The following is a 25,706-nucleotide window of genomic DNA, read 5'->3' on the forward strand; positions in this document are numbered from 1 at the left end:
AATAGTGCCAACTCCTTTAGGAATTGGCACTATTCATATTTTGTGCAATACGAGCAGCGACAGAACGAGGAACAAATTTAGCAGCAAGGGCGCTAACCCGGTTTATTCGACCAGGTACAATAACGCGCTGCTTCTTCATATATCCTTCGAATCCAGCTTTAGCAACCATTTGTGGAGACATCGTGCTCGAAGTTAGTTTAGAATTTTCTGCTTTTGCAGTTTTAAAGAAGTTCGTTTCCGTTGCACCAGGACATAGCGTCGTGACATGAACATTTGAGTCTTTTAACTCTTCCGCCATGGCTTCTGAGAAGGAAAGAACGTAAGATTTGGATGCGTAATAAACAGCCATTTTAGGACCAGGTTGAAATGCAGCAGTACTAGCTACATTCAAGATTCCTGCGGACAAGCCTTGGTTTGCTGCCTTTTTCAATGAAGGCAGGAAGTAATGCGTAAGTTCAGTCAGGGCTGTAATATTTACTTGAAGCATATCTTGTTGTTCTTGAAGGGAAAGTTCATCAAAATACCCATTTAATCCAAACCCAGCGTTGTTGACGAGCGCACTGACTTGAAGATCCTTGTCCACAACATATTGGTATAGTTCCTTTGAAGCCTCAGGTTGAGAAAGGTCTTTAGGAATGATCGTAACCTCTATGTGATTCAATTCGTCTTTCAGCTTCTGAAGTTTCTCTTCGTTTCGGGCAGTTATAATCAAGTTATAGCCGTTTGCTGCATAAAGTTTCGCGAATTCGTATCCTAAACCACTAGATGCTCCTGTAATTAAGGCAGTTGGATTCATAGCAAAAGAACCTCCTACAATGTTTGTTAGTTCGTATGTTTAAGTATTTAAACCATACATAAGTTTATCTGTAAAGTCAACTTGGCTGTTTAAGCACTGAAGCGTCCAAAGACGAGAAACATAATGACGGCAAGAACGATGATAATGGAAGATACTATAGCAAACATAGACAATCTCCTTTTCATATAATGTACCCGTTTCTATTGAGTTCTAAATCTAGTGAAGGATATTTGAGCAATAAATGGAATTATTGTGTGGGGAGGAGGAAGAGTCACATGAGACTAGGATTAGAGGAGGACGACGTAAAGACCCGTTCCGCACACAACGTAAAAGGAGGCTCTAATTGAGCCTCCTTTGCTTTAATATCATCTGGTTGAGTTCATTTTATAGAGAAATGGTGCTTACGCTTTTATTATGCAGCTAGTTCCTTTTTCCGGAATATCAAGACGGAACTTATTAACAATACACCAATAAGTAAAAGAGTGATAATTATAGTAAGCCACAAGTCTTTGCTAGTTGAGCCGTTTATGACATACTCCCTTATATACGTATTCATTTGAGGTGGGTACCATTCAATGAACCTTGAGACAAGTCCGTTAAGGCTGTTGATAACAATGATAAGGGCTACTGATAGAAATCCCACCAGTCCAGGTGTTTTAAAGAATACATTCATAAAGATCGAGATGGTGAGGGCAAACGTGATCCATACACTATAAAGGAAAAAGGAACCGATCATAATAGAGAATGCTAAGTCTCCGTAAAGGATATTGACGTAATACCAGCTAGTCAGTAAACCTAAGAATAAGCTTACAAGTATGAGGACAAGCGTGCTTGCCCATTTAGCTGTAATATAGGCTGTATAACTTACGGGTTTTACTAGAATTAATTCTGTAACCCCGCTCTTACGCTCTGCGGCAATAATCCCCATTGTCATAAGAAGCACAACGGCAACACCGAGGAGATTAAGCTGTCCGAAGCTTAATAAGAATGCTTCAGGCGGTGTGGGAGTTGGTAAGTCAAAGGTCGCTCCTTCAGGCAACTCACCAGACTTTTCAAGAATGACGGGTAAATAATGTGTCGTAACAGGATCGAGGGCAGATAACAAAATAAACGTGATCGGTACCCACAACCACTTGAAATTTCGCCAGTTTTCAAGCGTTTCTTTTTGAAATAGTGTCATCCACTGCATTACTTGTTCACCACCTTCATGAACAATTCTTCTAGGGAAAGGCGTCCGATTTCAAACGAGGTAAGTGGCCAGTAATGTTCGACGGCTTGTTGTAGAATAGCTGACCTTGCATCTTTTATTTCGTTCACTTCAACGTAGAGTGCATCTCCGTGCCGCTCTACCTGGAGGACCTCTGGTAATGAATGGAGTTGTTCAATATATTGCTCTGAATGTGATTCAAATTCTATAATGATTCTGTTTACGGCTTGATTTGCTTGTAGTTCTTCAATTGTCCCTGAATGATGTAGTATTCCATTATGAAGAAGCAATAGTCTATCACTCACTTCCTCGGCATCGCTTAAGATATGTGTCGAAAACAAGATCGTTGTTTCTTTCTTTAATTCTTCAATTAAGTTTAGCACCTCACGACGCCCGTTCGGGTCAAGGGAGGATACTGGCTCATCGAGCATGATTAATTTAGGGCGGTGAATCATAGCCTGTGCAATCCCGAGTCGTTGCTTCATTCCACCAGAATATTTTCCGATCCTACGGTTTTTAGCTTCGTGTAATCCTACCTTTTGTAAAAGTTGATCTGCACGGCTTGCGGCCTCTTTCTTAGATAAACGAGCTAAGCGAGCAACATAGATGAGGAATTCACGACCTGACATCCAGTTATGGAAGACAGGATACTGAGGTAAATATCCAATCCAAGAACGAATGTCTTCTTTATTGGACTTGCCTTCAAACGTAATGAGGCCAGATGTTGGCTTCATTAAACCAGAAAGCATGCGCAAGGTTGTAGTTTTACCGGCTCCATTTGGGCCAAGTAAGGATACACACATTCCTTTCTCTAACTCAAAGGAAACATCCTCAATCACAGCAGTCCCACCAAATTGTTTCTTTAAATGTTGTACGCGTATAAAACTCATCCATCATTTCTCCTTCCTATAAGGAAGTAAAGAATGGGGCCAGGTATATTGAAGAACAGAATAATAACTAGCCAGATCCACTTAGGACCGTTAGTTCGCTCAATTCTAAACCAATCCACTAGTGCGACTATAAGTAAAATGGCTTGTATGACAAGAAGAGGAGCTACAATCCCCCATGGAATGCTACTAATCACTTCATAAAATGTTTGTTCCATTTCCATCATCCCTTCTAAGTATTCACTTATATAACGTATGGGGGAGGGGAAAGGTTCATGAAAAATAAGAAATTAGATTTTTTTGAAAAAGGATTGATTATGGTTAGCTTTGTGTAGTATACTAATCGTTGACTAATATTACATACGGGGCATTAGCTCAGCTGGGAGAGCGCTACACTGGCAGTGTAGAGGTCAGCGGTTCGAGCCCGCTATGCTCCATCGAGAAGGCCTTCTTGCATACTTGCAAGAAGGTTTTTTTATGTTCTAAATGGAATGTTAGATGTGAGCTAATAGGACTAAGAATCACAGTACTGGCAACATAAACCTATAAAAATGGAATGAACATCCTGAAAATTTTTCTTGCTAAAACCGAAAAAATGCTTATAATTAAATAAGTCGGAACTCGAGATATTTTGTCGAATTCCATGCACACTAGGCTGCCAATACAAGAGGATCCCTCTACCTGAAGCGGCTTTTTTTCTGCCTAAAAAAGTCGTTTTTAATGAATTATCTTTCCATATTTTTGAAGTTTAACTTCCGCGAGAACTCTACCCTACATTTACAGAGTTACCCTACACGAAAGAAAGACAATAAAAACATAAAAGGAGCGTGGGTAAATGACAGTTTGGGATTTAGCGATTGATTTAGGTGTCATTTCCGTATTATTACTAATTGGCGTGGTGTTACGTGCCAAAGTTACATTTATGCAAAAATTATTTATTCCAGCAAGTATTACAGCAGGAGTTTTAGGACTGACCTTTGGACCAAATGGGTTTGACCTTCTGCCGTTTAGCGATATGGTTTCTTCTTATCCAACGGTTTTAATTGCCGTAATTTTTGGTGCGATTCCGATTGGAGCTGCTAAAGTTCAGTGGAAGAAAACTTTTGGACGAGTTCGCAACATGTGGGTCTACTCCATGCTACTAACCCTCCTTATGTGGGGCGGGGGAGCATTTATTACGTACCTTCTGATTGCCCGGGTGTCTGATGTTCCAGATGGTTTTGGTTTAATTTTAGGTGCCGGTTTCCTTGGAGGCCATGGCACGGCAGCTGCGATTGGAGAAGCGTTTAGTGGACTAGGCTGGGAAGAGGCGACAGACCTTGGTTATACCTCAGCAACGATTGGACTTGTTGCTTCAATTTTAGGCGGACTTTTGTTAATTAAGTCAAATACAAAGAAGAAGCAAACAAACTTCATTTCAGATTTTAGCGATCTGCCACAAGAGTTACGAACAGGACTTGTGAAGAAGGACAAGCGTGTAGCTTCAGGTGAGGATACGGTTTCTAGCAATACGGTCGATCCGTTATTTTTCCACATAGCGATCTTAGGTGTTGTGGTGTTAGGAAGTTTTTATTTAAAAACGGGTATTGAAGCCTTATTTCCACAAGTAAGTATACCGCTGTTGAGTCTTTCTTTTGTTGTTGGTCTTATTATCCAGATGGTGTTGAATGGCACTCGTACGAATGAATATGTGGATAAGCGTATTATTGACCGTTTAAGCGGGACAGCTACAGATTTAATTGTCATCTTTGGTATGACGTCTATTAATCTAGCTGTAGTGGCATCTTACTTATGGCCGCTATTAGCGTTAATGGTGTTTGGTGTCATTTGGGCTTACTGTATTTTCCGATTTATCGCACCACGCGTGTTCCATCAACATTGGTTTGAGAATGGGATCTTCGGCTGGGGCTGGAGTACGGGTACTGTAGCGATGGGGATTGCATTACTACGTATCGTTGATCCGAAATCAGAGAGTACAACACTTGATGATTATGCTCTAGGTTATGTAGGCATGATTCCGATTGAAATCTTAATTATTGCGCTTGGACCTATTATGGCGATGAGTGGACTTGGTCCAGTATTCTCGCTGATTTTATTAGGTGGGAGTCTTGTGCTCGTAGCTGTGGCTGGTAGAGTGGGGTGGCTTGTACCAAACTCAAAAGCGTATGTTCCAAGCGAGAATTCAAAAGTTTCATAATATAAATGTTAGATGGACTCTAACTCAGGATCGCCATCTGTTAGACTAACATTTCTAGATTCCCTCGTTCTCTTTAGAACGAGGGTTTTCTTATGCTCACATTTAGTGGATTCCCTAATAATATAGGATATGAACTTTCTAAAATGGGATGTGAGGATATGCCGGCCATAATAGGCGATGAGTACCTCAGAAGAGTTAATGCACTCAAGAGCAATGTGTGGTATGACGGGCAGAAGATAACAGGGAAGATCTCAGAGCACCCTGCTTTTGCAGGAATGATTAAAAGCCAAGCAGCTTTATATGATTTGCAACACCAGAACAAGAATATGACTTTTAAATGTGAGAAAACAGGGGCGGACGTTGGTGTCTCTTACCTCATCCCTCGATCAAAAGAGGATTTACAGAAGCGAAGAGACATGATTCAGGAATGGGCGTCATTTAATGGAGGACTTATGGGGAGAAGTCCGGATTATATGAATACGGTGTTAGCTTCTTTCGCTGCTTCTCTTGAGGTCCTTAAAGGAGAGAAGAAAACATTCCCGAAGAGGTTGAAGACATTTTATGAATACGCTCGAGAGAATGATTTATCTTTTACTCATACGTTTATTAGTCCTCAATCAAACCGATCGAAGCTCTCTGTTCTTGATGAGGAGGTTACGAATGCAAGAATTATAGATAAAAGCGACAAAGGATTGGTTATAAGAGGAGCGAAATTACTTGCAACACAAGGAGGGATTACAGACGAGATCATTGTGTATTCCACTCCTGGGACAGCTGAAGAAGATCAATCATACTTATTTTCGATACCAAGTGATACAAAAGGATTGAAATTTATATGCAGACGCTCTTTCGTGCATTGTGATACCCCTCTTTCTTCCCGTTTTGATGAAATGGATACAATCGTGTTATTCGATGATGTTATTGTCCCTTGGGAGCGGGTGTTTATTTATGAAAATATAAGGGCAGTGTCGAGTTTATATCAAGATGGAAAGTTTATTCCTTTCACCCTCCATCAAATTGTTTCAAGGCAAGTAATAAAGGCTGAATTTGCATTGGGGGTTGCTCAATCCATTATTGAGATGATAAACATCGGTGAGTATGAGCATGTGCAGGGGAAGATGGCGGAAATGATTCGCGGCGTTGAATCAATAAAAGCTCTTTTGTTCAAGGCAGAAGAAACAGGAAGGCTAGATGAAAGTGGGGTTTATATCCCGGATTCTATACCTCTCTATGTAGCAGTGAATGAATTCCAGACTTTCTATCCTCGTTGTATGGAGATTGTTCAACAACTCGGTGCTAGCGGGATGGTGACTCTCCCATCTGAACGTGACTTTTCTTCTGAATTAGATGATGATCTTCACTTCTATTTAAAAGGATACGAAAAGGACGGAAAAGAGAAAGTTGAGCTATTTCGCCTTGCTTGGGATTTGTCGATGAGTGAGTTTGGTTCAAGACAAACTCTATATGAACGCTTCTTTTTCGGGGATCCTGTTCGACTTGCACAATCGGTGTATAAGGCTTGTTCGACTGAGAGTGCGGTCCGTCGGGTCAGCCGTTTCTTAGAGTAACAGCCATTAAGTGGGCATTGCGTGGATATGGTCCTATAATGAGAACCAGCATCTTTTGAAAGAGATGCTGGTTTCTTGCTTATAAAGGATATTGTTCCATCCATGTTGTAATATCTTGGACAGGAAGCGGTCTTGAAATGAAGTAGCCTTGTATATGATGACAGTTCATTTTCCTTAAGGTTTTGAGTTGTTCTATTTCTTCTATACCCTCAGCAACGACAGTCAGTTCTAAGCTTTTGGCTAAGTTAATCATTGTTCTGGCAATAGCTGCATCCTTTTGGTTTGAATGAATATTCTCTACGAAACGTCGATCAATTTTCAACGATTGGATAGGGAAGTGTTGAAGATAGCGTAATGACGAATACCCAGAGCCAAAGTCGTCAATTGCAATGCAACATCCTAGATCTCGAATGGCATCCATTTGCTTCATGATTCGCTCCTGATTTTCCATAGCCAAGCTCTCTGTGATTTCAATAATAAGAGAAGAAGGGTCGATGCCTGTGTTGGCAATAGCCTCTTGAATCACTTCAGGAAGGTTTCCTTGTTGAAACTGACGCGGTGAAATGTTCACAGAAACAGTGAGACTTTTATGTCCCATCTCATTCCATTCTTTCAATTGATGAGCAGCTTCTTGTATCACCCATTCTCCGATCGGGACAATGTGTCCTGTGATTTCAGCTAATGGAATAAAATCAGCTGGAGAAATAAGACCATGCTCATGGTGATGCCAGCGAATTAAAGCTTCCATACCGACAATTTTCTTCGTGTGAAGGTCAATTTGAGGCTGATAATACAGTTGGAATTGGCCTTCTTGTAGCCCTTGCATAAGATTCATTTCAAAAATCAGGCGTTCTTTTGATTGGTGTTCCATTGAATCTTGATAAACCTGAAGTCCATTTCGCCCTCTGTGCTTTGCTTCATAAGTAGCCCGGTGTGCATTTTGAATTAAAACACCAGAATAGTCTCCATGTTCCGGATAAAATGCAATCCCGAAGCTACACGTTAAATATAAGCATTGTTCGTTCACGGTAAAAGCTTCCTTAAATGCATCCTTAAAGGTTTGGATCCGACGATAAAGAGCATGTTGTTCAGGAGTAACTCGGGTTAGAATCAGAAAGCTATCCCCATTTAAACGACCTAAATGTTCCCCATCTTCCAGTAAGTGATTTATACGCTTCGTAATGGCGAGAATCAGTTGGTCGCCTACTTTATACCCTAGTGCTTCGTTAACTTTCCAGAACTGATCTAAATCAATATAGATGGCGGCGAATGTGTCTACCTGCTCATCTACCTGTGCTATCTTTTCTTCCATATAGGCTTCCATTTGATTGCGGTTCGGTAGCTGGGTAAATGGATCAACGTAAGCAAGGTTGCGTATCTCATCCTCAGCTTTCTTACGTTCAATATGTTCTAGTACAAAAGCAGTCAGGTCTGCAATGGAGCTGACAAAAGCTTCTTCTTCAAATGTCCAGTGCCTTGGTTTCGTATGTTCAACACATAAAACTCCAATTGATTTCCCGTTACAAAGAATCGGTGCATCTAGTAATGCGTGTATGTTGTTTTTGTGAAAGTAAACGTCTTGAAACTCATTAACACGATGATCCAGAGTTGTGTTGTCTATTGAAACGGTACGCTCTTCCTCGATTGCTTCAAAGTACGTGGGGTGTTCATCTTTTCTCAAAGGTTCGACTTTTGAATGGGACCTAGTTTCACTCGAGTATGATGTAACATTCTCAAAATATGACGAGTATTGATCCTTTTCTTTCAGCCAGATGCTAGTACGGCTAGCCCCAAGGGTATGGGCTGTGGATTCACAAAGCATTCGCATAGCTGGAACTAAGTCTACAGAGTTGAGTCTTTCGTCTTTAGCGAGTCGCATGAATTCGGCTTGCTGACGACGAACTTGGTCGGTTCTGTATAACACACCTTCTTCTTGCACCTTGGAAGCTGGTTGCTTCTGAGCTAACATGACTCCAATTAATGTAATGAGTGGCGTAATATAATGATGATGCTTAAAGGGTTTGTCTGAAAATACTACAAGAGCTCCATTTAATTGCAGATCTTTATACTCTAAAGGAACGACAATGTGATGCGTTGCAGGCATATTCTTAAATGGTTCTATAATAGGTGAGGAAAGAGGATTGGTATGGATATACTTGTCTGAGGCTTTTACTTCGTTTAACCATTGAGGAGATAACAAAGGGAGGGGGTATAGACTTGTATTTAAAATCGCTTCGTACTCAGGAAACAAGCGACTGTTATGAGTGGTATATACGACGGCGCCATCACTTTGGAAAAAATGATTCATCTGCTCGAGAGCATAATAGGTTGCCTCAGGAACACTGCGTTTATCCATTTCACGGTAGATAAGCTTGAGTACTTCAAATAGTTCTGATTCAGATTGTAGCATAATCGACAAGCTCCTCCTTCAGTATTCGAGATAACGGTATTATAACAAAACAAAAGCCTAAAAGGGAGCAATAACCTTTACGTTACTCTAGTAAAGCAAAGAAGCGTGTCAGCCACCCTTTAGTTTGTTAAAGGGTGGCTGACACGCTTTATTGAAGGGAGGCCGTGGCTGGGTGTCCGGACAAGGCAGAAAAGTGTCGAGACGCAGCCCTGTAGTGTTCGGACAAGGCAGTAAAGTGTCGAGACGCAGCCCTGTAGTGTCCGGACAAGGCAGTAAAGTGTCGAGACGCAGCCCTGTAGTGTCCGGACAAGGCCGCCAAGTGTCGAGACGCCGCCCCGTAGTGTCCGGACGGAGGTGCTAAGTGTCGGGACGCAGCCCTGTAGTGTCCGGACAAGGCCGCCAAGTGTCGAGACGCCATCCCCAAGCGTCCGGAAATAAAAAAACGGCTACTAGTTAGGTAGCCGTACAGAGTGATTGCTCCATTCTATATGTGCACGAAAAGGGGAGGAATCGGTGCATGTGATTGCGATATAGTTCGCTTGAATGGAACAATCTGTTATACACAGTTATATCCACAAGTGAAGTGTTATATACATGTGTTTTCCAGATGTTATCAACATAATCCACAAAATTCTGAAAATTTATACACATTTTATTATACACAAAATGGGGAACGGATATGAAAGGTTTTTCCAAGATTGTTAACAGTGTGCACAACTGTGTGGATAACTTTTTTCAACAGGGTTAATTTTCAAAAAAATCAACTCTTCTTTGCATGATCTAGAGCTGTGTTCGCTCGTTTAAATTCTTTACGATACATCACTTCTTGAGCTTTACTTAATTTGCTTCGTCGTTCTTTGGCTTGTTGGGCTTTTGATTTCATTAGGAATGCCTCCTTTTTAGTTATAGGATAGGCGAAAAAGAGGAAAATTATACAAAAAGAGCTACTCGCCTTATTGGATACGAGTAGCTCTTTAAGCTGCTTTTCATGCTTCTTGCGCTTGTTCTTCTCCTTCGTCTGTACGGTAGTAATGAAAGACAAATTGATCTTTAGAGATCGCAAAGAGGTCAAATACCTTATCTTCTTTATTGATCCAATCGTAAACTTCGGGGTAACTTTTGTTTGCCATAGAACAGTATGGAAGTTTTAGAGCAGCTCTTTGAGACCTTGGATTGCTTTTTCGAATCTTCATAAAAATGGTTTGCACATCTAATTCAAAAAACAACTCTTCGAAGAAAGCTTCTTTAGCTAAACGGTTATACCCTTTTCCGTGGAAGGGTTTACCTAACCACGTTGCCAAGAAACCAGTGTTGTTGTCCATATCAAACAGGTTGATTGTACCGATCGGCTGGTGCCATTCGTCTACAATGGTTCTTGAAATTAATTCGCCTCGTTCTTCAGCCTCGAGGGTTTGTTTTGTTAGAAAGTAATATTCATCTGAGGAATAAGCTTTGTGGCGGACATACGGGAACACATCAGGGTCAGACATCAAATCGAAAAGGTGCGGGGAATCATGCAAATCACGTTTTTTCAACATAAAAAATACCCTCCTGGTCATGAGGGCAGAAATGTACCGTCTTTGGAATCCACACATTGGTTTCCTGGTCTCGAACCACCCTCGAATTTTTATCAAATGCTCACAAAAATCCGGGGTGGGAATCGAACCCACTAGGACCAGTCGTAACTGGTGGCTCACCATTTGCCTTCCCTGCGAAATTGTCTATTAATAATTTATGATTTCGCATCATATCTCTAACCTTATAGTACTCGATGCAAGTGAAAAAGGGAATCATTATTTTGCTCATTTTCAAAAAATATTTTCAAAAAAATCAGTCCATCTTTAGAATTCTAAAGATGGACTGATACCTTCTGTTAGGGCTTTAATGAAGTATAAACAACAAGGCGTTCTTCGTGATCTTGGATTGAATGATCAAATGTCCCTGTGCAGGTTAGGAGATTAAGATTTCTTTGGTTAGATGGCCCGAAAATCTTATGAAGAGGAGCATTGTCTTTTGGGTAAGCAATGACTTTGTTGACTTCAAAAGTAAGTTCCTTACCATCTTTACCTGTTAAATAGATTAAATCTCCTTGTTCCAAATCTTTGAGGTCAAAGAAAACAGCTGGACCAGTGCGATCATCAACATGACCGGCAAGGATCGCGTTACCACTATTACCTGGCATGGTACCTGGTTCAAACCAACCAACATCCTCGCCGTTATCAGGAACCTCCATCTCGCGCTCTTCGTTCAACCCTTTCTGAACGATAGGTGCATCAACATTGATGGCGGGAATGCGGACACGAGTAGGAGAGATTCCGTGTTGATCAGGTTCTTGGAGCATGGTTGGTTGCTCGCTTCCAGAACTATTTCTTGTTGCATTGACACTCGTAGAAGTCAGGGGCTGGATTGTAGCCTGTTCTGGCTCTACTAATGAAGTGTCGTTAGTTGTGTCAACGATCTCTCCGTTACAGGCAGTTAACAAGAGGAGAGCAAACACAATGGTCATGCGTTTCATGTTATTGCTGAGTACGACGACGGAATAACAGAAGTGCACCTGCGCCTAGTACTGCAACACCAGCAAGCATCGTTAGGTAAGATGTAGCGTTAGTAGATGCTCCGCCCATACCAGTTTGTGGCATATCGCTAGGCATTACCGTGTAATCTTTAAGCATTAGTACGTCAAGATTATCAGCCATACCTACAGCGAATACGCTGTAAACAGTGTTCTCTTCAAGGGATGTTCCTGAAAGATCCATAACTTGTGTTCCGTCTTCTGTACGAATTTCTAAGTCATATGTGCCAGCATCAAGTTCTTTGTATTCTGTTACCATTGGGAAAGTTGCGCCACTAAATAATGCATCTCCACCAATAACACCAACATCTACTGTCGGAGCGTCAGGAGAAAGGTGTCCAACGCGTACTTTCGTCATTCCTTCTGTTATGTTCATAGAATCTTCTACAACTTTGAGTTCGAGATTTTCGAGTGTGTTAATCGCAGCTACTGTATAAGCCATTCCAGATTTTACAGTTAATTTTTGTGAAATTACGGGATCTTTCTCACCTTTAGTGCCAGCCGCGTAAATTTCAACAGTATGTTCACCAGCAGGTAGTTCTAAGTAGTCAGTTGAAGCTTTAAAAGAAGCGCCTTCTACAACTGCATTTCCATTTACATAAACATCAACTTCAGGAGCATCAGGGGAAGCGTGAAGCACACGAACCATTGCCATATCGCTGTGGTTATCGGCAAAAACTGAAGAACCCATCGTTCCTACAATAAGCATTGTGACGAAAAGAGCTGATAAAAACTTTTTCATGAAAGAATCTCTCCCTTTAATGTTTTTGTACAACAATTGTTCTATCGTTGTATATTAATTGTATTACCCGTTATACAATAAAAACAACCTTCAAACTCTCCGCAATGTGCTAAGGGTATGATTTCACTTTATTAACCAGTAAAGATTCTCCTCTAAATAAGAAAGTAAAAAAAGAACGCCCTATCAGAGCGTTCTTTATAGATGATTTTATTTAGTTTGTGGTAGGTCTTCCTTAGCCCAAGCACCAAAGCCACCGGCCATATTTGTTACGTTCTTAATGCCGTTTGCTTGAAGGATACTTGTAGCCATTGCAGAACGACCGCCAGACTGACATTGCAGTACAACTGGCTTATCTGTTGGGACTTCGTCAATGCGCTCTTGAAGATAACCGAGCATAATGTGCTGGGCTTGTGGAATGTGTCCATCGTTCCATTCACCTTCGTTACGCACATCGATTAGGGTAACTTCTTCGTTAGCGATTTTGTCTTTTAGCTGATCAGGTGTAGCTACTTCATAAGATTCAGTTGCAATGCCTTCTCCTTTTAAGCCAGCAATTGCAGCTGTTTCCATGTAACCTGCAACCTCGTCAGCTCCGATAGAACGAAGAGATTTCGTTAAATCTTCAATGTTACGTTCGTCAGCAATTAGATAAACAGGCTTGTTGTAATCAACTAACCAACCTGCCCAGTTAGCAAAGGACTTGTTGTTTGGAATGTTAATAGTTCCGGCAATGTGTTCTTTAGCAAATTCACTTGCAGGACGTGTATCGATTAGTTGCATACCGTTTTCAAGTTCTTTTGTTAGTTCATCTGCTGAAAGGATTGTGTTCTTAGGTTCGCCTAACTCGCGAATAAGAGCCGGGCCAACTTTGTTGACTTTTTTCATAACAGCAAAGTATTTCGGTGGTTCTGGTTGCTCACTGATTAATTCGTTAATGAATGCTTCCTCTTCGTCATGGCGTAGTGCCCAGTTGGTTACTTTTTCATATCCAACTGTACTAGAAGGAATTGCACCAAGTGCTTTACCACAAGCGCTTCCAGCTCCGTGGCCAGGCCATACTTGCATGTGATCTGGAAGTTGTTTGAAACGTTTAAGTGATTCAAACATCTGCTTAGCGCCTACACGAGATGTGTCTTTTTGACCGGCTGCTTTCTCAAGAAGGTCAGGACGCCCAACGTCACCAACGAATACGAAGTCGCCTGTGAATACACCCATTGGCGTATCTTGGCCGCGATCGTAAAGAACGAATGAGATTGACTCAGGTGTGTGACCTGGAGTGTGCATAACTTCGATCTTCACGTTACCGACCATAAATTCATCGCCGTCACGTACAATTTCGTGATTAATCTGATCTAGGAATTGGTACGTCCAATCATTACCGCCTTCTCCAGATAACATCGCTGTTGCGCCTGTTTCTGTTGCTAGCTCTTTAGCACCTGAAACGAAGTCAGCATGAATGTGTGTTTCTGTAACGCGTGTAATCGTTAAGTTTTCTTTCTTTGCAGTATCTAAATAAGCTTGAATGTCACGGGAAGGGTCTACAACTAGTGCTTCACCAGTTGCCTGGCAACCAACCATGTAAGAAGCCTGTGCTAGTTTTTCATCATAAAAATACTTTAATAACATGAAAATCCCTCGCTTTTAATAAATTTTTATATCAATCTTTTATACCAGTGGAGGTATATAAACAACTAAAAAATTTTTGTCTTGCTTGCTACATTTTTTATAGTACCACATATACCCTCAGGGGTAAAGGGGTTTGTTTTTTGGTAATTAATGTTTGTAGTTTAAGGTCTTGTCCCTATTCCATTTCTTCTAAGGGAGATGAAGAATCTCCTTCAAAATCACCGTTTCTTCACAAAACGTTAACATAGTGAAAAAGAAAGGATATATATAGTGTAACGTATGTACCCACCGAGGTAAAAAAGTATGTTTTTTAAAGAATGATCTTTTCCTAAGTCTTTTATATATGGAGGGGGTGAAATTAGTGGGGCATAAATCATAAATTCACCAAGTTAATAGTAGCTGAGCTACAAAAAACCCCCTCTTTGACTACTCAAAGAGGGGAGGGATTATACGATTTTACCGTCAATCATTGTCCAAACAGGCTTTGACATAAAATCAAATGGGTGACCATTCCACAAAACAAGGTCCGCGTCTTTACCAACTTCTATACTACCAACCAGGTCGTCTACACCCAAGTTTCGCGCAGGAAGAATGGTGATGGCTTCAAGTGCTTTTTGTGGTGAAAGACCTTCGCGGGCAGCAAGGGCTGCGCATACATTTAAATACTGAATAGGAGTGTAGGGGTGGTCGGTGGTGATGCTTACGTGAATTCCTTGTTCTGTAAGAGCCCGAGACGTTTCCCAAGATTTATTCTTTAACTCTACTTTTGAACGGCGGGTAAATGTTGGGCCCACAGCTACTTGGAGGTTACGTCCTGCTAATTCTTCTGCAATGAGGTGCCCTTCTGTACAGTGTTCAATGCGAAGATCTAATTGAAATTCCTCAGCAAAGCGGACCGCGCTCATAATATCATCTGCTCTATGTGCGTGTACTCGTACAGGAATTTCACGCTTCAGTGCTTGGATGATTGGTTTGTTACGAGGGTCTTCAGGATATTCGCACCACTGTGCACGTATAAATGTTTCCCGAAGCATCCCCATTATGCCCATGCGGGTAATGGAATCATCGCGTGACTGAGAGTGAATTCGTTTTGGGTTCTCACCTAAAGCAAGTTTAAGTCCGGCCGTTTCTTTCAATAACATGTTCGTGATATTCTTGCCCACCGTTTTAATGACAGAAGTTGTACCTCCGATTACGTTTGCACTACCTGGCATGATATGAGCTGCAGTAATACCAAATTGTCGCGCGTCTTGAAAAGCACTATCGAGAGGATGTGCGCTGTCTAAAGCACGAATGTGCGGTGTCATGGGTTCAATCGTTTCATTTGCATCGTTTCCTGCCCAGCCTGTCCCTTCATCATACAAACCCAAATGGGTATGAACGTCAATAAAACCAGGAAATAAGTGGAGGCCTTGTCCATCAATGACCTCAACATCTGAATTTCCATCCACAGTCTGCCCAATCGCTTTAATTTTCCCGTCTTCAATAAGAACTTCTCCATACTCTATAGCAGGAGATGTAATGGGGTTAATCGAAACATTTGTAATACGAGTTTTCATGGGTTGCCTATTTCCCTTTCTTTAATCGCACAAAATATCGCGTAAGGCTGGTTCAAGCGTTGCATATTTGAATTGATAGCCTAGTTCTAGCGCTTTTTGTGGATATACGTATTGTCCTTGTAGAAGGAGGATGCTCATTTCGCCAAGTGCTCCTTTTAATGCGAGAGAAGGAACAGGTAGCCAGTGAGGGCGGTTTAGTACCTTCCCGATTGTTTGACCAAGCTCTTTGTTCCGTTTTGGCTCAGGAGCTGTTGCATTCATTGGTCCTGAAACATTTTCGTTGTTTAAAGCAAAGTCGACCATCCCAACGATGTCTTGAATGTGGATCCACGACATCCATTGTTCCCCGTCACCAACAGGGCCCCCAGCCATCATTTTATAGGGAAGGGCCATTTTCGGAAGAGCCCCTTCATCACCAAGAATGACTCCAAAGCGTAAGTAGACGGTGCGGACGTTATAATCTGTCGCTTGTTCCGCACGCTTTTCCCACTCTGTTACGACTTTTGCTAGGAAGTCATCACCTGGTTTTGTTGTCTCTTCTGTAAATGTTTCGCTTCTTGATGTGCCGTAAAAACCTACGGCGGATGCGTTGACAAGTACTCCCGGCGGGTGTTCCATCGTTTTGATCAGGTCTAATACTGCTTCTGTTGCTTCAATACGGCTGTTCATGATGCTTTGTTTTGTCTCTTCTGTCCAGCGACTACTGTTCAAATTCTCCCCAGCAAGATTCACAATCCCGTCTAAGGGTGGAAGTTCTTCTTCTGGTTTAAATTCATCCTTTAACCAGCCTACATATTTTACTTGATCCGTATTAGGGTGTTTGTCTGGATTTCTTGTTAAAACGTAAACTTCATGACCTTGGTGAACAAAATGTCTCGTGATGTGTGTTCCTACAAAACCTGTTCCTCCGGTAATGGCTATTCGCATTGGAAACCCTCCTACAAATATAGGTAATTTTAGTTTATATCAGTTCTTTGGAAAAAGCGATAGAGGAATGTACGAGTCATACCTCTATTCGTGATAAGATGAAACAGAGGTGAATATGGTTGCCAAAAATCACTAAAATAACTACGCAAAAGAAAAATACGCAGCGCTATAACATTTTCCTTGATCGAGGCGAAGGGGAAGCCTACGCCTTTAGTGTTGACGAAGAAATATTAATTGAATATATGCTTCGTAAAGGGAAGGAAATTGATGAACCAACGATTGAAGTTCTTGTTGAAAAAGACGGCTATCACAAAGCGTATTCCCTGGCTCTCAATTACTTAAGCTACCGAATGCGCTCTGTGAAAGAGATGAGGAATTATATGAGAGAGAAAGAGTACGATGAGGATAAGATTGATTATGTGGTAGACCGTTTAGTAAAAGAGGGACTCCTTAATGATCAGGAATTTGCGGTCGCTCTCGTTCGTACACGACTTCATACGTCTAGTAAAGGTCCAATGCTTGTGAAGAAAGAGCTGATTGAAAAAGGGTTAACAGCTAATGAAGCGGAAGATGCGCTTCAACACTATCCATATGAAGACCAAGTTGAAAAGGCAAGCAAATGGGTAGAGAAGAAGCTTCGTTTAGATGGAAAAAAGTCGTTCAAACAGCAGATTCAAAAAGTCCAACAAACCCTTATGCAAAAAGGATTTCCTCAAGACGTGATTAAAGTTGCGATGGAAGATGTGAAAGAGGAAAAAGACAATGATGCCGAATGGGAGGCTGTTGTTCACCAGGGAGAAAAAGCTCTTCGGAAGTATGCTTCAAAGGCAGAAAGGTATGAATTAAAGCATAAAATCAAAGGGGCCTTATACCGTAAAGGTTTTCCTTTTGAGTTAATTGAACAATTCCTAGAAGAATATGTGACGGAAGAATAAAGGGAGAGCTGCCATCTTTGAGAACAGGTGAGGCAGCTTTTTCTTAATCTCTACTTTGGTACTTTTATTTCTTGACGTCCGTCATCCTGGTCAAAGATGATTTGAGCTACTGTGGCAGGGTCTTTGAGCTTTGTTGGGTTATCTACGTGCTCACTTCCATCCCAAAATGGGGTATTCATTCCACCCATATATACCGCTGTTACAGAAACAGAGGTGTTTTCGAGTTCTTTTTGCAGGCTCTCGGTGAAGCCTCGTTGGGCGAACTTGCTAGCGCAATAGACGGATTCGTTTACTTTTCCTCTAAGACCAGCAGTGGAGATAATGTTTAAAATTCGGCCACCTGATTCGGTTAAAAGAGGTAGAGCAGTCTGGGTCATATAAATGGTACCTTTCACATTTGTATTGAGCATTTGGTTGATATCTGTTGTTGTTAACTCTTGAACAGGGCCGAAAATACCAAGTCCTGCGTTGTTAATTAGAACATCTAATTTAGGCATCTGTGTCATCGCTTCTTCGACCGAAGAAGGATCCGTTACATCACATATTACAACGCTTGCTTCTCCGGCTTTCTCCTCAATCTCGCGCTTAATGGTAAGTAGTCGGTCTTCTGTTCTCCCTAGAAGGTAAATGGTATGGCCATTTGCAGCGTACTGTTTGGCAAGAGCTGCTCCTAACCCTGTTCCGGCTCCTGTTATGGCTATGTAACTCATGTGATGACTCCCTTTCTTTAAATAGAATCTAGTTTCTATTGTGTCCAATCGTTGCTAAAATGTAAATGAAAGGGGTGTCAACATGGAGAAACGTTTTAGCGATATGACGATTGAAGAGTTACGAGACCGTGTGGCTGAGCTTACTGAGCAAGCTAGGAAAGCTGAACAAATGGGAATGGTAAATGAATATGCGGTCCATCAGCGAAAAATTATTATGGCAAAATCATATATGATGAACCCAGCCGAGTATCAGGTTGGGGAGGTTTATGAGATCGAGGGAGACCCGGGGATTTTCTTTGAGATTGTATATATGAACGGTGTTTTTGCCTGGGGATATCGCTTGAGTTCACAAGGTGAGCGCTTAGATGTTCAAGGTTCTGAGGAGCAAGAAGCGATGCCTATTTCGATGTTTGGTGAAAGGGTTCAATTATAGAAAAAGTCCCGCACAAGGAATTCCTCCTTTAGGCGGGACTTTTTAATTTAGACTAATCTTTGATCATACATAGATTCAATCGCTTTGGCTACAGAAGGAACCACGTGACTTGCTTGGTCTTTTACAGCTTGTTCAGCCTGAGACATTGCAAAGCTATGCTCGGTTAAGTTGAACATAGATAAATCGTTAAAGGAGTCTCCGACACATGCAATTTCTTCTTGTTGTATATCAAATGATTCAAGAAGGTGCTTAATTCCTGCTCCTTTGCTGATATTCTTTGGCATTAAGTCAAGACAGGCAGGATCCGAAATGAATGTGTCCAGAAGATGACCGAACTGTTCTTCAATTCTTTGCTGCATTTGCTTAAGAGTTATGTTCGCTCCGTGAAGAGAGATCTTAGATGGTTCTACATTTGTTCCAAGCTGGTCAGCCAAGTTAGGCTCGATTATAACTGGACGGAACATTCGCTTTTTCATAGCCTCAAGACCTTCGCTTTCTTCTTTTACATATACGTCTTTTTCTGTAGAGACTGTTGTAATTAACTCATCATGTACAGCTGCTTGGAAGATCTCTTTGACATGAGTAGGATCAAACGTGTGACTGTGAATGTGGAGACCTTCTTTGTCGTAACCAAAAGCACCGTTTTGACTGATACGATTGGCTTTTCCTTTTAGGTCCATCATCTCTAGGACAGCTTCTATCTCGTGATCGAGGCGGCCTGTGGCAATGGTTAATTGAACACCGTGATCCATGATTCTTTTAATAGCTTCGATATCACGGGGGCTCACCTCTCTCTCAAAGTTTAAAATTGTTCCATCTAAATCAAGAACAAGCATTTTTATCATATGTAACACACCTTCTATTATATGGATTGGGGTCAAAGATTGATTTTACCATAAAATTATTTTATAATTTGCAAGCGTTTTTATACAAATAGTAAAGACTGTTATGATAAAGATAAAGAGACATAACTGGTTAAAAGAGTGGAAATGGGGTGAGGGAATGCCAGCTTCAGCTAGGGTCAAAAGAGTACTCAACAATAATGTTGTCATAGCCATCCATCCTGTTCATGAAGAAGTCATTTTAATAGGAAAAGGGATTGGGTTTGGCAAGAAAAATGGAGAGGCGCTAGATGTGAGTGAAGTCGAGAAGACGTTTTTATTAGAAGATAAGGTGATGCAAGAAAATTACAAGCAGCTCTTACCCTATGTAGGGGAAGAATTTATTGGATTTATGGACGATCTCTTATCACATATTGAAAAGCGGATGGACAGTACCTTAAATGAGCACATTCACATTGCGTTAACCGATCACTTATCATTCGCGATTAAGCGGATGAAGGAAGGGTTAGAGTTTAATAATCCTTTTTTAATTGAGGTCCAGTCGTTGTATCCTAAAGAACATGAGGTTGCCATAGAGGTTGTTGATATGATTGAGCGTCAGCTTGGTTTTAAGTTTCCAATAGGGGAAGTTGGGTTCATAGCGATGCACATTCACAGTGCCATCACAGATAAAGAAATCTCCCAAATTAGCCGCGACTCAGAATTAATCAGGCAATTAACGCACATGATTGAACAGGAGCTTTCGATTGATTTGGATCGCCAAAGTATTGATTTTCACCGACTTGTTCAGCACTTAAGGCGTGCGATTGACCGCGTTTACAAAGGCGAAGAAGTAGGAGAAAGAACAAAACTTGATAACCTATTGAAAAATGAGTATCCTGTATGCTATAATTTAGCATGGAAGTTGATTAAGATTATGCAACAAAAGCTTAAACAACCTATTGACGATGCTGAAATCGTTTATTTAACGATTCATTTACAGCGTTTGCAATCATCATAAACGTTATTCTTTACGTGTTACTGACACGATCAGGCATGAGTAAGGAAAGACAATACAAATCATACTAAGGGTCACGTGTACCTTTAAGGAGATTTGTAAGTCTTTTTTTACTCATGCCTTTTTTAATGCTTTAAATGAAAGCGTTTGTGAATGGGCTTGCAGCTTTTGTTCCAAAACTCATGAAGGGGAGGAAACAAAAATGTTTAAACAAGCATTTGGTACATTACAAAAAGTTGGTAAGGCTCTAATGCTTCCGGTTGCGCTATTGCCTGCTGCCGGTTTGCTACTTGGGGTTGGGACAGCGTTTCAGAATGATACATTATTAGAGCGTCTTCCTGCTCTTAAAGCTGATTGGTTCCAGCTTCTTGCTGAAGTAATGGCGAGTGCAGGTGATATTGTCTTTGCAAACTTAGCCTTGCTCTTTGCAGTCGGAGTTGCGATTGGTTTAGCAGGTGGTGAAGGTGCGGCAGGACTAGCTGCCATCATCGGTTACCTCATTATGAATGTTACGATGGGGACGATTGAACAAGTAACACCTAAAATGGCAGAAAACAGTGCCGCATACGGTCAGGTCCTAGGAATACCGACCTTACAGACGGGGGTATTTGGAGGTATTATAATAGGTGTCATAGCGGCCCTCTTATACAAGCGCTTCTTTAATATCGAACTCCCGCAATATTTAGGGTTCTTCGCTGGTAAACGTTTCGTACCAATTGTGACGGCCTTTACTTCATTATTCGTGGGTATTGCGATGGTCTTCGTTTGGCCACCAATTCAAGATGGACTTAATGCGTTCTCGCACCTAATGTTGAATCAAAACCGAGTAATTTCAGCGTTTGTGTTTGGACTTATTGAACGTTCTCTTATTCCGTTTGGATTGCATCACATTTTCTATTCACCATTTTGGTTTGAGTTTGGAACCTATACAACTCAGGCAGGGGAAATTGTTCGTGGTGACCAACAGATCTTCTTTGCACAGTTAAAAGACAATGTAGAATTAACGGCTGGTACCTTTATGACAGGTAAGTTCCCGTTCATGATGTTCGGTCTTCCAGCAGCAGCACTAGCGATTTATCATACAGCCAAACCTGAACGAAAAGCAGTTGTTGGAGGAATTATGGCCTCTGCAGCTTTAACATCTTTCTTAACAGGTATTACAGAGCCACTTGAATTCTCATTCCTATTTGTGGCACCATTATTATTTGCGGTGCACGCGGTCTTCGCTGGTTTATCATTTATGGTAATGGAGATCTTGCAAGTTAAGATCGGGATGACGTTCTCTGGTGGTTTAATTGACTTCTTACTATTTGGAGTTCTTCAAAATAAAACTGACTGGTGGCTTGTACTACCGGTAGGGGCAGTATTTGCGGTTATTTATTACTTCGGTTTCCGTTGGGCTATTCTGAAATTTAACCTGGCTACTCCGGGGCGTGAAGATGAATCCGACGATGACGGAGAACAAATAGAAGTAAGTGAAAAACCTTATAACATTCTTGAAGCTCTAGGTGGAGAAGAAAATATCACATATTTAGATGCTTGTATCACTCGTTTACGAGTATCTGTGGACGATAAAGGGAAAGTTGATAAAGAACGCTTGAAAAAGAATGGCGCATCAGGTGTAATGGAAGTTGGTAATAATATTCAAGCCATTTACGGCCCTGCTTCTGACTCAATAAGAGGCCAGATTCAAGATATTATTGATGGCAAAGTGCCTCGAAAACCGGAAGAGAAGCCTGAAGAACCGACTACAGAAGAAGCTTGTGATACCCCAGTAGGTGAATTTAGCTTTGTGAGTCCTCTAAAAGGTGAAATTATGCCGATTTCAGACGTGCCAGATGACGTATTTTCAGGTAAAATGATGGGGGACGGCTTTGCAATTCTTCCATCTGATGGTGAGATTGTTTCACCGATCAACGGTAAAGTACTAAATGTCTTCCCAACGAAACATGCTCTTGGTTTACAAGCTGAAGATGGAACAGAAGTACTTATCCACTTTGGAATCGATACCGTTACCCTTAAAGGTGAAGGATTCGAAGCATTTGTTTCAGAAGGTGATGAAATTAAGCAAGGTCAAACTTTATTGAAAGTTGATATTGCATCTGTTCAAGAGAAAGTACCATCCATTGTCACTCCAATTGTATTTACAAACCTTGGAGAAGGACAAGCTGTGAAGATCAACGCAGAAGGCACTGTCTCACAAGGACAAGAGGATATTATTTCAATTTAATAAAAGGAGAGATTTTTCATGGCAGAACAAACAGTGAAAATTACAGCAAAAGACGGTGTGCACGCACGCCCAGCAACAGTACTTGTTCAAGAAGCAGGTAAATACGAAGCAGACGTTACCCTTGACTACAACGGTAAAAGTGTAAACCTAAAATCAATCATGGGTATCATGTCTCTAGGAATTCCTTCAGGCGCAGAAGTAACATTCAAAGCTGAAGGTAGCGACGAAGATGCAGCACTTAAAGCAATCATCGACGTTGTTAAAAACCAAGAACTAGGCGAATAATAACCAAACCAAAAACCAGCATCTCTACGATGCTGGTTTTTCTTATGCACTCCCCTCTATCGTGGTAGAGTGTGAAAGCGTGTCAGACACCCTTTAGTGCTGTAGAGAAAAGCAGGGTGTCTGGCACGCTTTAGTTGGGGAAAGTCCCCTTGGGTCTACTTGTGTTGGGGGTGGGGATTTTCTACAATGGAGTTAGATTGGAAGGAATGGGAGTGGGAACATGAGAGGGTTTCAGGATGATGCGAGGAAAGAAGAAATATATAACTGTGCAACACAACTGTTTATCGAGCGTGGATATGAAGAAGTAACTATGAAGGAGATTGCAGAAGAAGCAAACCTTTCTGAGAAACAGTTTGTAGGGATGTTCAAATCAAAAGGTGACTTCGTAATAGAGCTTATGATAGAAGGTTTTTCTCTTGAGGAAGAGGATGCACAAGAACTCGAGCAAATCGATCTAAATATGGCCGTAGCAGACATTGTATACGATTATATCATGAAGCGTTTGGATCGTTATATGGTGTTTGGTAAGAAAATGTTTAAAGAAATGATGTCGTGGAGTTTAAGTCTTATGAAGAAGAAACCAGGGCTGATGAACAAGTTCGTCCAAATGGATTTTATGTTCGTTGATGATTTAATTGCGTTTTTAGATGATCTGAAAGATAAAGGGTGCCTTGAGGAAGAATTTGATTCTGTTCAAGCAGGAGAAATTATTTACAGTGTATTAGCTTTTGAGTTCCTAGTTTATATATATCAGCCTAATCATTCTAGAGAGCAGCTTAACAACGGAATCAGGAAGAAATTACAGTTTGTACTCACATAAGAAAGACGAGCCCATAAAGGCTCGCCTCACTCATACACACTCTTTATCGCTGTAAAGTACAGCAGGGTGTCAGACACCCTTTGTTCTTTTAAAGCGTTAGAGTATTTGGTTCTTGTCCAGGTTTAGCTGCGCTTGCGCATCTGGACTTTGGTGATGATTTCGGATTGAGATTGTTGGGTCTCTCCATTTACTTGATCGAAAGCGTGTTTCGCACTAGCTCGTGGAGATTGGAAAGGGTCACTGTATAAATTCTTGAAAAAACGTTTATCTTCACGTTTCTCTGATTTATTGGCCACGACAGGTCCCTCCTAGAAATTTGTGTGATCGCGTTGGGAAGATTTGCGCGCTCGTTCTTGTGGGCGCGTGTTAATGGTGCCGTTTGCACGTTTAGCTCCGTATTCAGACTTAGCGCGTGCTTCACCATTTGGCTTTTTCTCAGGAAATCCCACGGTTTTATTTCTTACCATTCTAATCCCTCCTGAGTCATCTCTTACACCTCTCAAAGAACAAGTTCTTTGAAGTGGTGTAAGCATAGTATGTGCATGTAAGCCTAAGCTATGTGATACAATGAAGGACAGATTGTTGGAAGTAAAAGAGGTGAATACCATGGAAGATATTTTCGATCGATTAGCGAATCGTCTTTGTGAAGAAAATGATAAACTAAGCATGTACCAAGCGAGGATTTGGGTAGAGTACTTGTGGGAAGATTTTGAAACAACAAGAGCCAAAGCTGGGCGTGAATATGAGGGAAAACAGATGACAGAGCAGATTGTTATGCAATGGATTAACAGCTATGGTTCTCGTCTTCATGACTTTATGAGTCAGAACCCCCGTTACCAGCACTTATTCAATGATGATCAACAATTGCACTAATGAAGGATAGAGAACATACATTGTTTTCGGATATGAGTAAAAGACACGGAATAGCTATTCCGTGTCTTTTTCATCCTTTCATGTCGGTAAGATGTCTAACTTCTTCTGTAACTTTTCTTCTGAGAAGATCCACCCCGTATAAGAAGATAAAATATTTAGATCGTCATCTAATGTCACGACAGCCACGAACGGGTAGCGTTCATTGGACCGGTAACGCAAGTCAATCAACCGTACCTCCGTGTAATCATCGTATTCGTCAATCTCCCAGCGGTATACAGGGGAGAAGGAAAGAAAGGCGTCCATGTTTTCATCTTCAATGGCTTTTTGCATAACAGGTAAATCAGGAAGTGGTTTACGCATGAATTCATCCAGTATTTCAATTTCCCCGTTCTCAGCCCGACCAACATAAAACTTATCCATCGTTGTGATAGCTAGTCGCCACTTATTATATCGAATGGTAGGGGAAGTCACGATTTGCTCAACATGATCATAATGATTCTTGATTTTATTTACCATTTCACGTTTAGTGAAATATCGTTTAAGATAATAAAGGACGAGTACAAACCAAACGATGAGAAAGGTTATTCCAGGATCAGCACCGAGTGCCCAGGCGATGATGCCAACAATATGAAGACCAAAAATATACGGATCAAACGTGTTAATAATCCCGTAGGCAACCCATCTATTTGAGAATGGTCTGTATGCTTGCGTGCCGTATGCGTTAAATACATCAACAAATACGTGCAGAATAACGGCGAAGAAAGTCCATAACCATAAATGAAGGAAATCCACCTGAGGGAAGAACGCATAAATTAATGCTGCGATTGAAATCCCCCATAAAGCAACAGCTGGCATTGAATGGGTAATCCCCCGATGGTGACGAATATAGACTGCATTATTGCGAAGTTTGTTAACAGTATCGAGGTCGGGAGCTTGAGAACCAGCCATTACGCCAATGAAAACGGCATTGAATAGGGCCGGATCGCTTTGTACAGCAGGATCTAGCGTAGCTAGTCCTCCTAAAGCAACTCCCATAACAACATGGGTACCAGTGTCCATCTTAAGCCTCCTTGTAGACTCTCTTCGATTT

26 protein-coding genes and 1 tRNA gene are annotated in these 25,706 nt (G+C 41.3%); 10 read left to right on the top strand and 17 right to left on the bottom strand.

Annotated elements, in window-relative coordinates:
• Positions 1-16: 16 nt before the first annotated feature.
• From IMZ31_RS02710 to IMZ31_RS02725, 4 genes are all read right to left on the bottom strand, one after another.
• Positions 17-796 (bottom strand): SDR family NAD(P)-dependent oxidoreductase, encoded by a 780-nt coding sequence (locus tag IMZ31_RS02710; RefSeq protein WP_207529113.1) that lies wholly within the window; start codon positions 794-796, stop codon positions 17-19.
• 412 nt (positions 797-1,208) lie between these two features.
• Positions 1,209-1,985 carry an ABC transporter permease gene (locus IMZ31_RS02715; RefSeq protein ID WP_207529114.1) on the bottom strand — a complete coding sequence of 259 codons (777 nt, stop codon included), beginning with the start codon at positions 1,983-1,985 and terminating at the stop codon, positions 1,209-1,211.
• Positions 1,985-2,893: an ABC transporter ATP-binding protein gene (locus IMZ31_RS02720; protein ID WP_207529115.1), complete on the bottom strand. Its 909-nt coding sequence runs from the start codon at positions 2,891-2,893 to the stop codon at positions 1,985-1,987. Before IMZ31_RS02720 ends, IMZ31_RS02715 begins: the two co-directional genes overlap by 1 nt.
• Positions 2,890-3,108: a PLD nuclease N-terminal domain-containing protein gene (locus IMZ31_RS02725; RefSeq protein WP_207529116.1), complete on the bottom strand. Its 219-nt coding sequence runs from the start codon at positions 3,106-3,108 to the stop codon at positions 2,890-2,892. The genes IMZ31_RS02720 and IMZ31_RS02725 overlap by 4 nt, the downstream gene beginning before the upstream one ends.
• A gap of 146 nt (positions 3,109-3,254) precedes the next feature.
• On the opposite strand from IMZ31_RS02725, the gene IMZ31_RS02730 reads away from it, so the two are divergent.
• The 3 genes from IMZ31_RS02730 to IMZ31_RS02740 all read left to right on the top strand — a co-directional run bounded on the left by IMZ31_RS02730 (position 3,255) and on the right by IMZ31_RS02740 (position 6,655).
• Positions 3,255-3,327 (top strand) — tRNA-Ala (locus IMZ31_RS02730).
• Positions 3,328-3,725: 398 nt separating this feature from the next.
• On the top strand, positions 3,726-5,087 hold the full coding sequence (locus tag IMZ31_RS02735) for a sodium/glutamate symporter (protein ID WP_207529117.1): 1,362 nt from the start codon (positions 3,726-3,728) through the stop codon (positions 5,085-5,087).
• A 92-nt stretch (positions 5,088-5,179) separates the two neighbouring features.
• Positions 5,180-6,655 (top strand): 4-hydroxyphenylacetate 3-hydroxylase family protein, encoded by a 1,476-nt coding sequence (locus tag IMZ31_RS02740; protein ID WP_371825477.1) that lies wholly within the window; start codon positions 5,180-5,182, stop codon positions 6,653-6,655.
• Between the two features lie 79 nt (positions 6,656-6,734).
• Here IMZ31_RS02740 and IMZ31_RS02745 read toward each other — a convergent pair whose 3' ends face one another.
• The 8 genes from IMZ31_RS02745 to IMZ31_RS02780 all read right to left on the bottom strand — a co-directional run bounded on the left by IMZ31_RS02745 (position 6,735) and on the right by IMZ31_RS02780 (position 16,491).
• Complete coding sequence (locus tag IMZ31_RS02745; protein WP_207529118.1) at positions 6,735-9,065, bottom strand: sensor domain-containing phosphodiesterase; 2,331 nt, start codon at positions 9,063-9,065, stop codon at positions 6,735-6,737.
• Between the two features lie 760 nt (positions 9,066-9,825).
• Entirely contained in the window at positions 9,826-9,948 is a 123-nt protein-coding gene (locus IMZ31_RS02750) for a YfhE family protein (protein ID WP_156969235.1), read from the bottom strand.
• A gap of 103 nt (positions 9,949-10,051) precedes the next feature.
• On the bottom strand, positions 10,052-10,603 hold the full coding sequence (locus tag IMZ31_RS02755; RefSeq protein WP_207529119.1) for a GNAT family N-acetyltransferase: 552 nt from the start codon (positions 10,601-10,603) through the stop codon (positions 10,052-10,054).
• A 335-nt stretch (positions 10,604-10,938) separates the two neighbouring features.
• A complete protein-coding gene (locus IMZ31_RS02760; RefSeq protein ID WP_207529120.1) occupies positions 10,939-11,571 on the bottom strand; it encodes a class F sortase in 633 nt (210 codons plus the stop codon).
• Between the two features lie 10 nt (positions 11,572-11,581).
• A complete protein-coding gene (locus tag IMZ31_RS02765; RefSeq protein ID WP_207529121.1) occupies positions 11,582-12,379 on the bottom strand; it encodes a DUF4397 domain-containing protein in 798 nt (265 codons plus the stop codon).
• Between the two features lie 207 nt (positions 12,380-12,586).
• Complete coding sequence (locus IMZ31_RS02770) at positions 12,587-14,005, bottom strand: MBL fold metallo-hydrolase (protein WP_207529122.1); 1,419 nt, start codon at positions 14,003-14,005, stop codon at positions 12,587-12,589.
• A gap of 446 nt (positions 14,006-14,451) precedes the next feature.
• Complete coding sequence (locus IMZ31_RS02775; protein ID WP_207529123.1) at positions 14,452-15,564, bottom strand: amidohydrolase; 1,113 nt, start codon at positions 15,562-15,564, stop codon at positions 14,452-14,454.
• A gap of 21 nt (positions 15,565-15,585) precedes the next feature.
• Entirely contained in the window at positions 15,586-16,491 is a 906-nt protein-coding gene (locus tag IMZ31_RS02780; protein ID WP_207529124.1) for a TIGR01777 family oxidoreductase, read from the bottom strand.
• A gap of 119 nt (positions 16,492-16,610) precedes the next feature.
• On the opposite strand from IMZ31_RS02780, the gene recX reads away from it, so the two are divergent.
• Entirely contained in the window at positions 16,611-17,426 is an 816-nt protein-coding gene (gene recX / locus IMZ31_RS02785) for a recombination regulator RecX (RefSeq protein WP_207529125.1), read from the top strand.
• A gap of 50 nt (positions 17,427-17,476) precedes the next feature.
• Here recX and IMZ31_RS02790 read toward each other — a convergent pair whose 3' ends face one another.
• The gene (locus IMZ31_RS02790; RefSeq protein ID WP_207529126.1) at positions 17,477-18,136 is read right to left on the bottom strand and encodes an SDR family NAD(P)-dependent oxidoreductase; all 660 of its coding nucleotides are present in this window, start codon (positions 18,134-18,136) and stop codon (positions 17,477-17,479) included.
• 82 nt (positions 18,137-18,218) lie between these two features.
• Here IMZ31_RS02790 and IMZ31_RS02795 point away from each other — a divergent pair, with 82 nt between their 5' ends.
• The gene (locus IMZ31_RS02795; protein WP_207529127.1) at positions 18,219-18,569 is read left to right on the top strand and encodes a YfhH family protein; all 351 of its coding nucleotides are present in this window, start codon (positions 18,219-18,221) and stop codon (positions 18,567-18,569) included.
• Positions 18,570-18,616: 47 nt separating this feature from the next.
• Here the strand turns inward: IMZ31_RS02795 and IMZ31_RS02800 are convergent, their stop codons facing one another.
• The gene (locus tag IMZ31_RS02800) at positions 18,617-19,414 is read right to left on the bottom strand and encodes an HAD family hydrolase (protein WP_207529128.1); all 798 of its coding nucleotides are present in this window, start codon (positions 19,412-19,414) and stop codon (positions 18,617-18,619) included.
• Positions 19,415-19,571: 157 nt separating this feature from the next.
• Here IMZ31_RS02800 and glcT point away from each other — a divergent pair, with 157 nt between their 5' ends.
• The 4 genes from glcT (at position 19,572) to IMZ31_RS02820 (ending at position 23,743) form a co-directional block, all read left to right on the top strand.
• A complete protein-coding gene (glcT, locus tag IMZ31_RS02805; protein WP_207529129.1) occupies positions 19,572-20,411 on the top strand; it encodes a glucose PTS transporter transcription antiterminator GlcT in 840 nt (279 codons plus the stop codon).
• Between the two features lie 199 nt (positions 20,412-20,610).
• Positions 20,611-22,638: a glucose-specific PTS transporter subunit IIBC gene (ptsG, locus tag IMZ31_RS02810; RefSeq protein WP_207529130.1), complete on the top strand. Its 2,028-nt coding sequence runs from the start codon at positions 20,611-20,613 to the stop codon at positions 22,636-22,638.
• Between the two features lie 18 nt (positions 22,639-22,656).
• The gene (locus IMZ31_RS02815; protein WP_036787411.1) at positions 22,657-22,923 is read left to right on the top strand and encodes a phosphocarrier protein HPr; all 267 of its coding nucleotides are present in this window, start codon (positions 22,657-22,659) and stop codon (positions 22,921-22,923) included.
• Between the two features lie 220 nt (positions 22,924-23,143).
• A complete protein-coding gene (locus tag IMZ31_RS02820; RefSeq protein ID WP_207529131.1) occupies positions 23,144-23,743 on the top strand; it encodes a TetR/AcrR family transcriptional regulator in 600 nt (199 codons plus the stop codon).
• A gap of 122 nt (positions 23,744-23,865) precedes the next feature.
• Here the strand turns inward: IMZ31_RS02820 and IMZ31_RS02825 are convergent, their stop codons facing one another.
• On the bottom strand, positions 23,866-24,039 hold the full coding sequence (locus tag IMZ31_RS02825) for a YpzG family protein (RefSeq protein ID WP_207529132.1): 174 nt from the start codon (positions 24,037-24,039) through the stop codon (positions 23,866-23,868).
• Between the two features lie 12 nt (positions 24,040-24,051).
• On the bottom strand, positions 24,052-24,210 hold the full coding sequence (gene sspK / locus IMZ31_RS02830) for a small acid-soluble spore protein K (RefSeq protein WP_036787409.1): 159 nt from the start codon (positions 24,208-24,210) through the stop codon (positions 24,052-24,054).
• Between the two features lie 139 nt (positions 24,211-24,349).
• Between sspK and IMZ31_RS02835 the strand changes: the two genes are divergently transcribed.
• Complete coding sequence (locus tag IMZ31_RS02835; protein WP_036787406.1) at positions 24,350-24,616, top strand: YfhJ family protein; 267 nt, start codon at positions 24,350-24,352, stop codon at positions 24,614-24,616.
• Between the two features lie 78 nt (positions 24,617-24,694).
• Here IMZ31_RS02835 and IMZ31_RS02840 read toward each other — a convergent pair whose 3' ends face one another.
• A complete protein-coding gene (locus IMZ31_RS02840; protein ID WP_207529133.1) occupies positions 24,695-25,675 on the bottom strand; it encodes a metal-dependent hydrolase in 981 nt (326 codons plus the stop codon).
• Positions 25,676-25,706: the final 31 nt, after the last annotated feature.

The sequence above is a fragment of the Pontibacillus sp. ALD_SL1 genome (assembly GCF_017355605.1).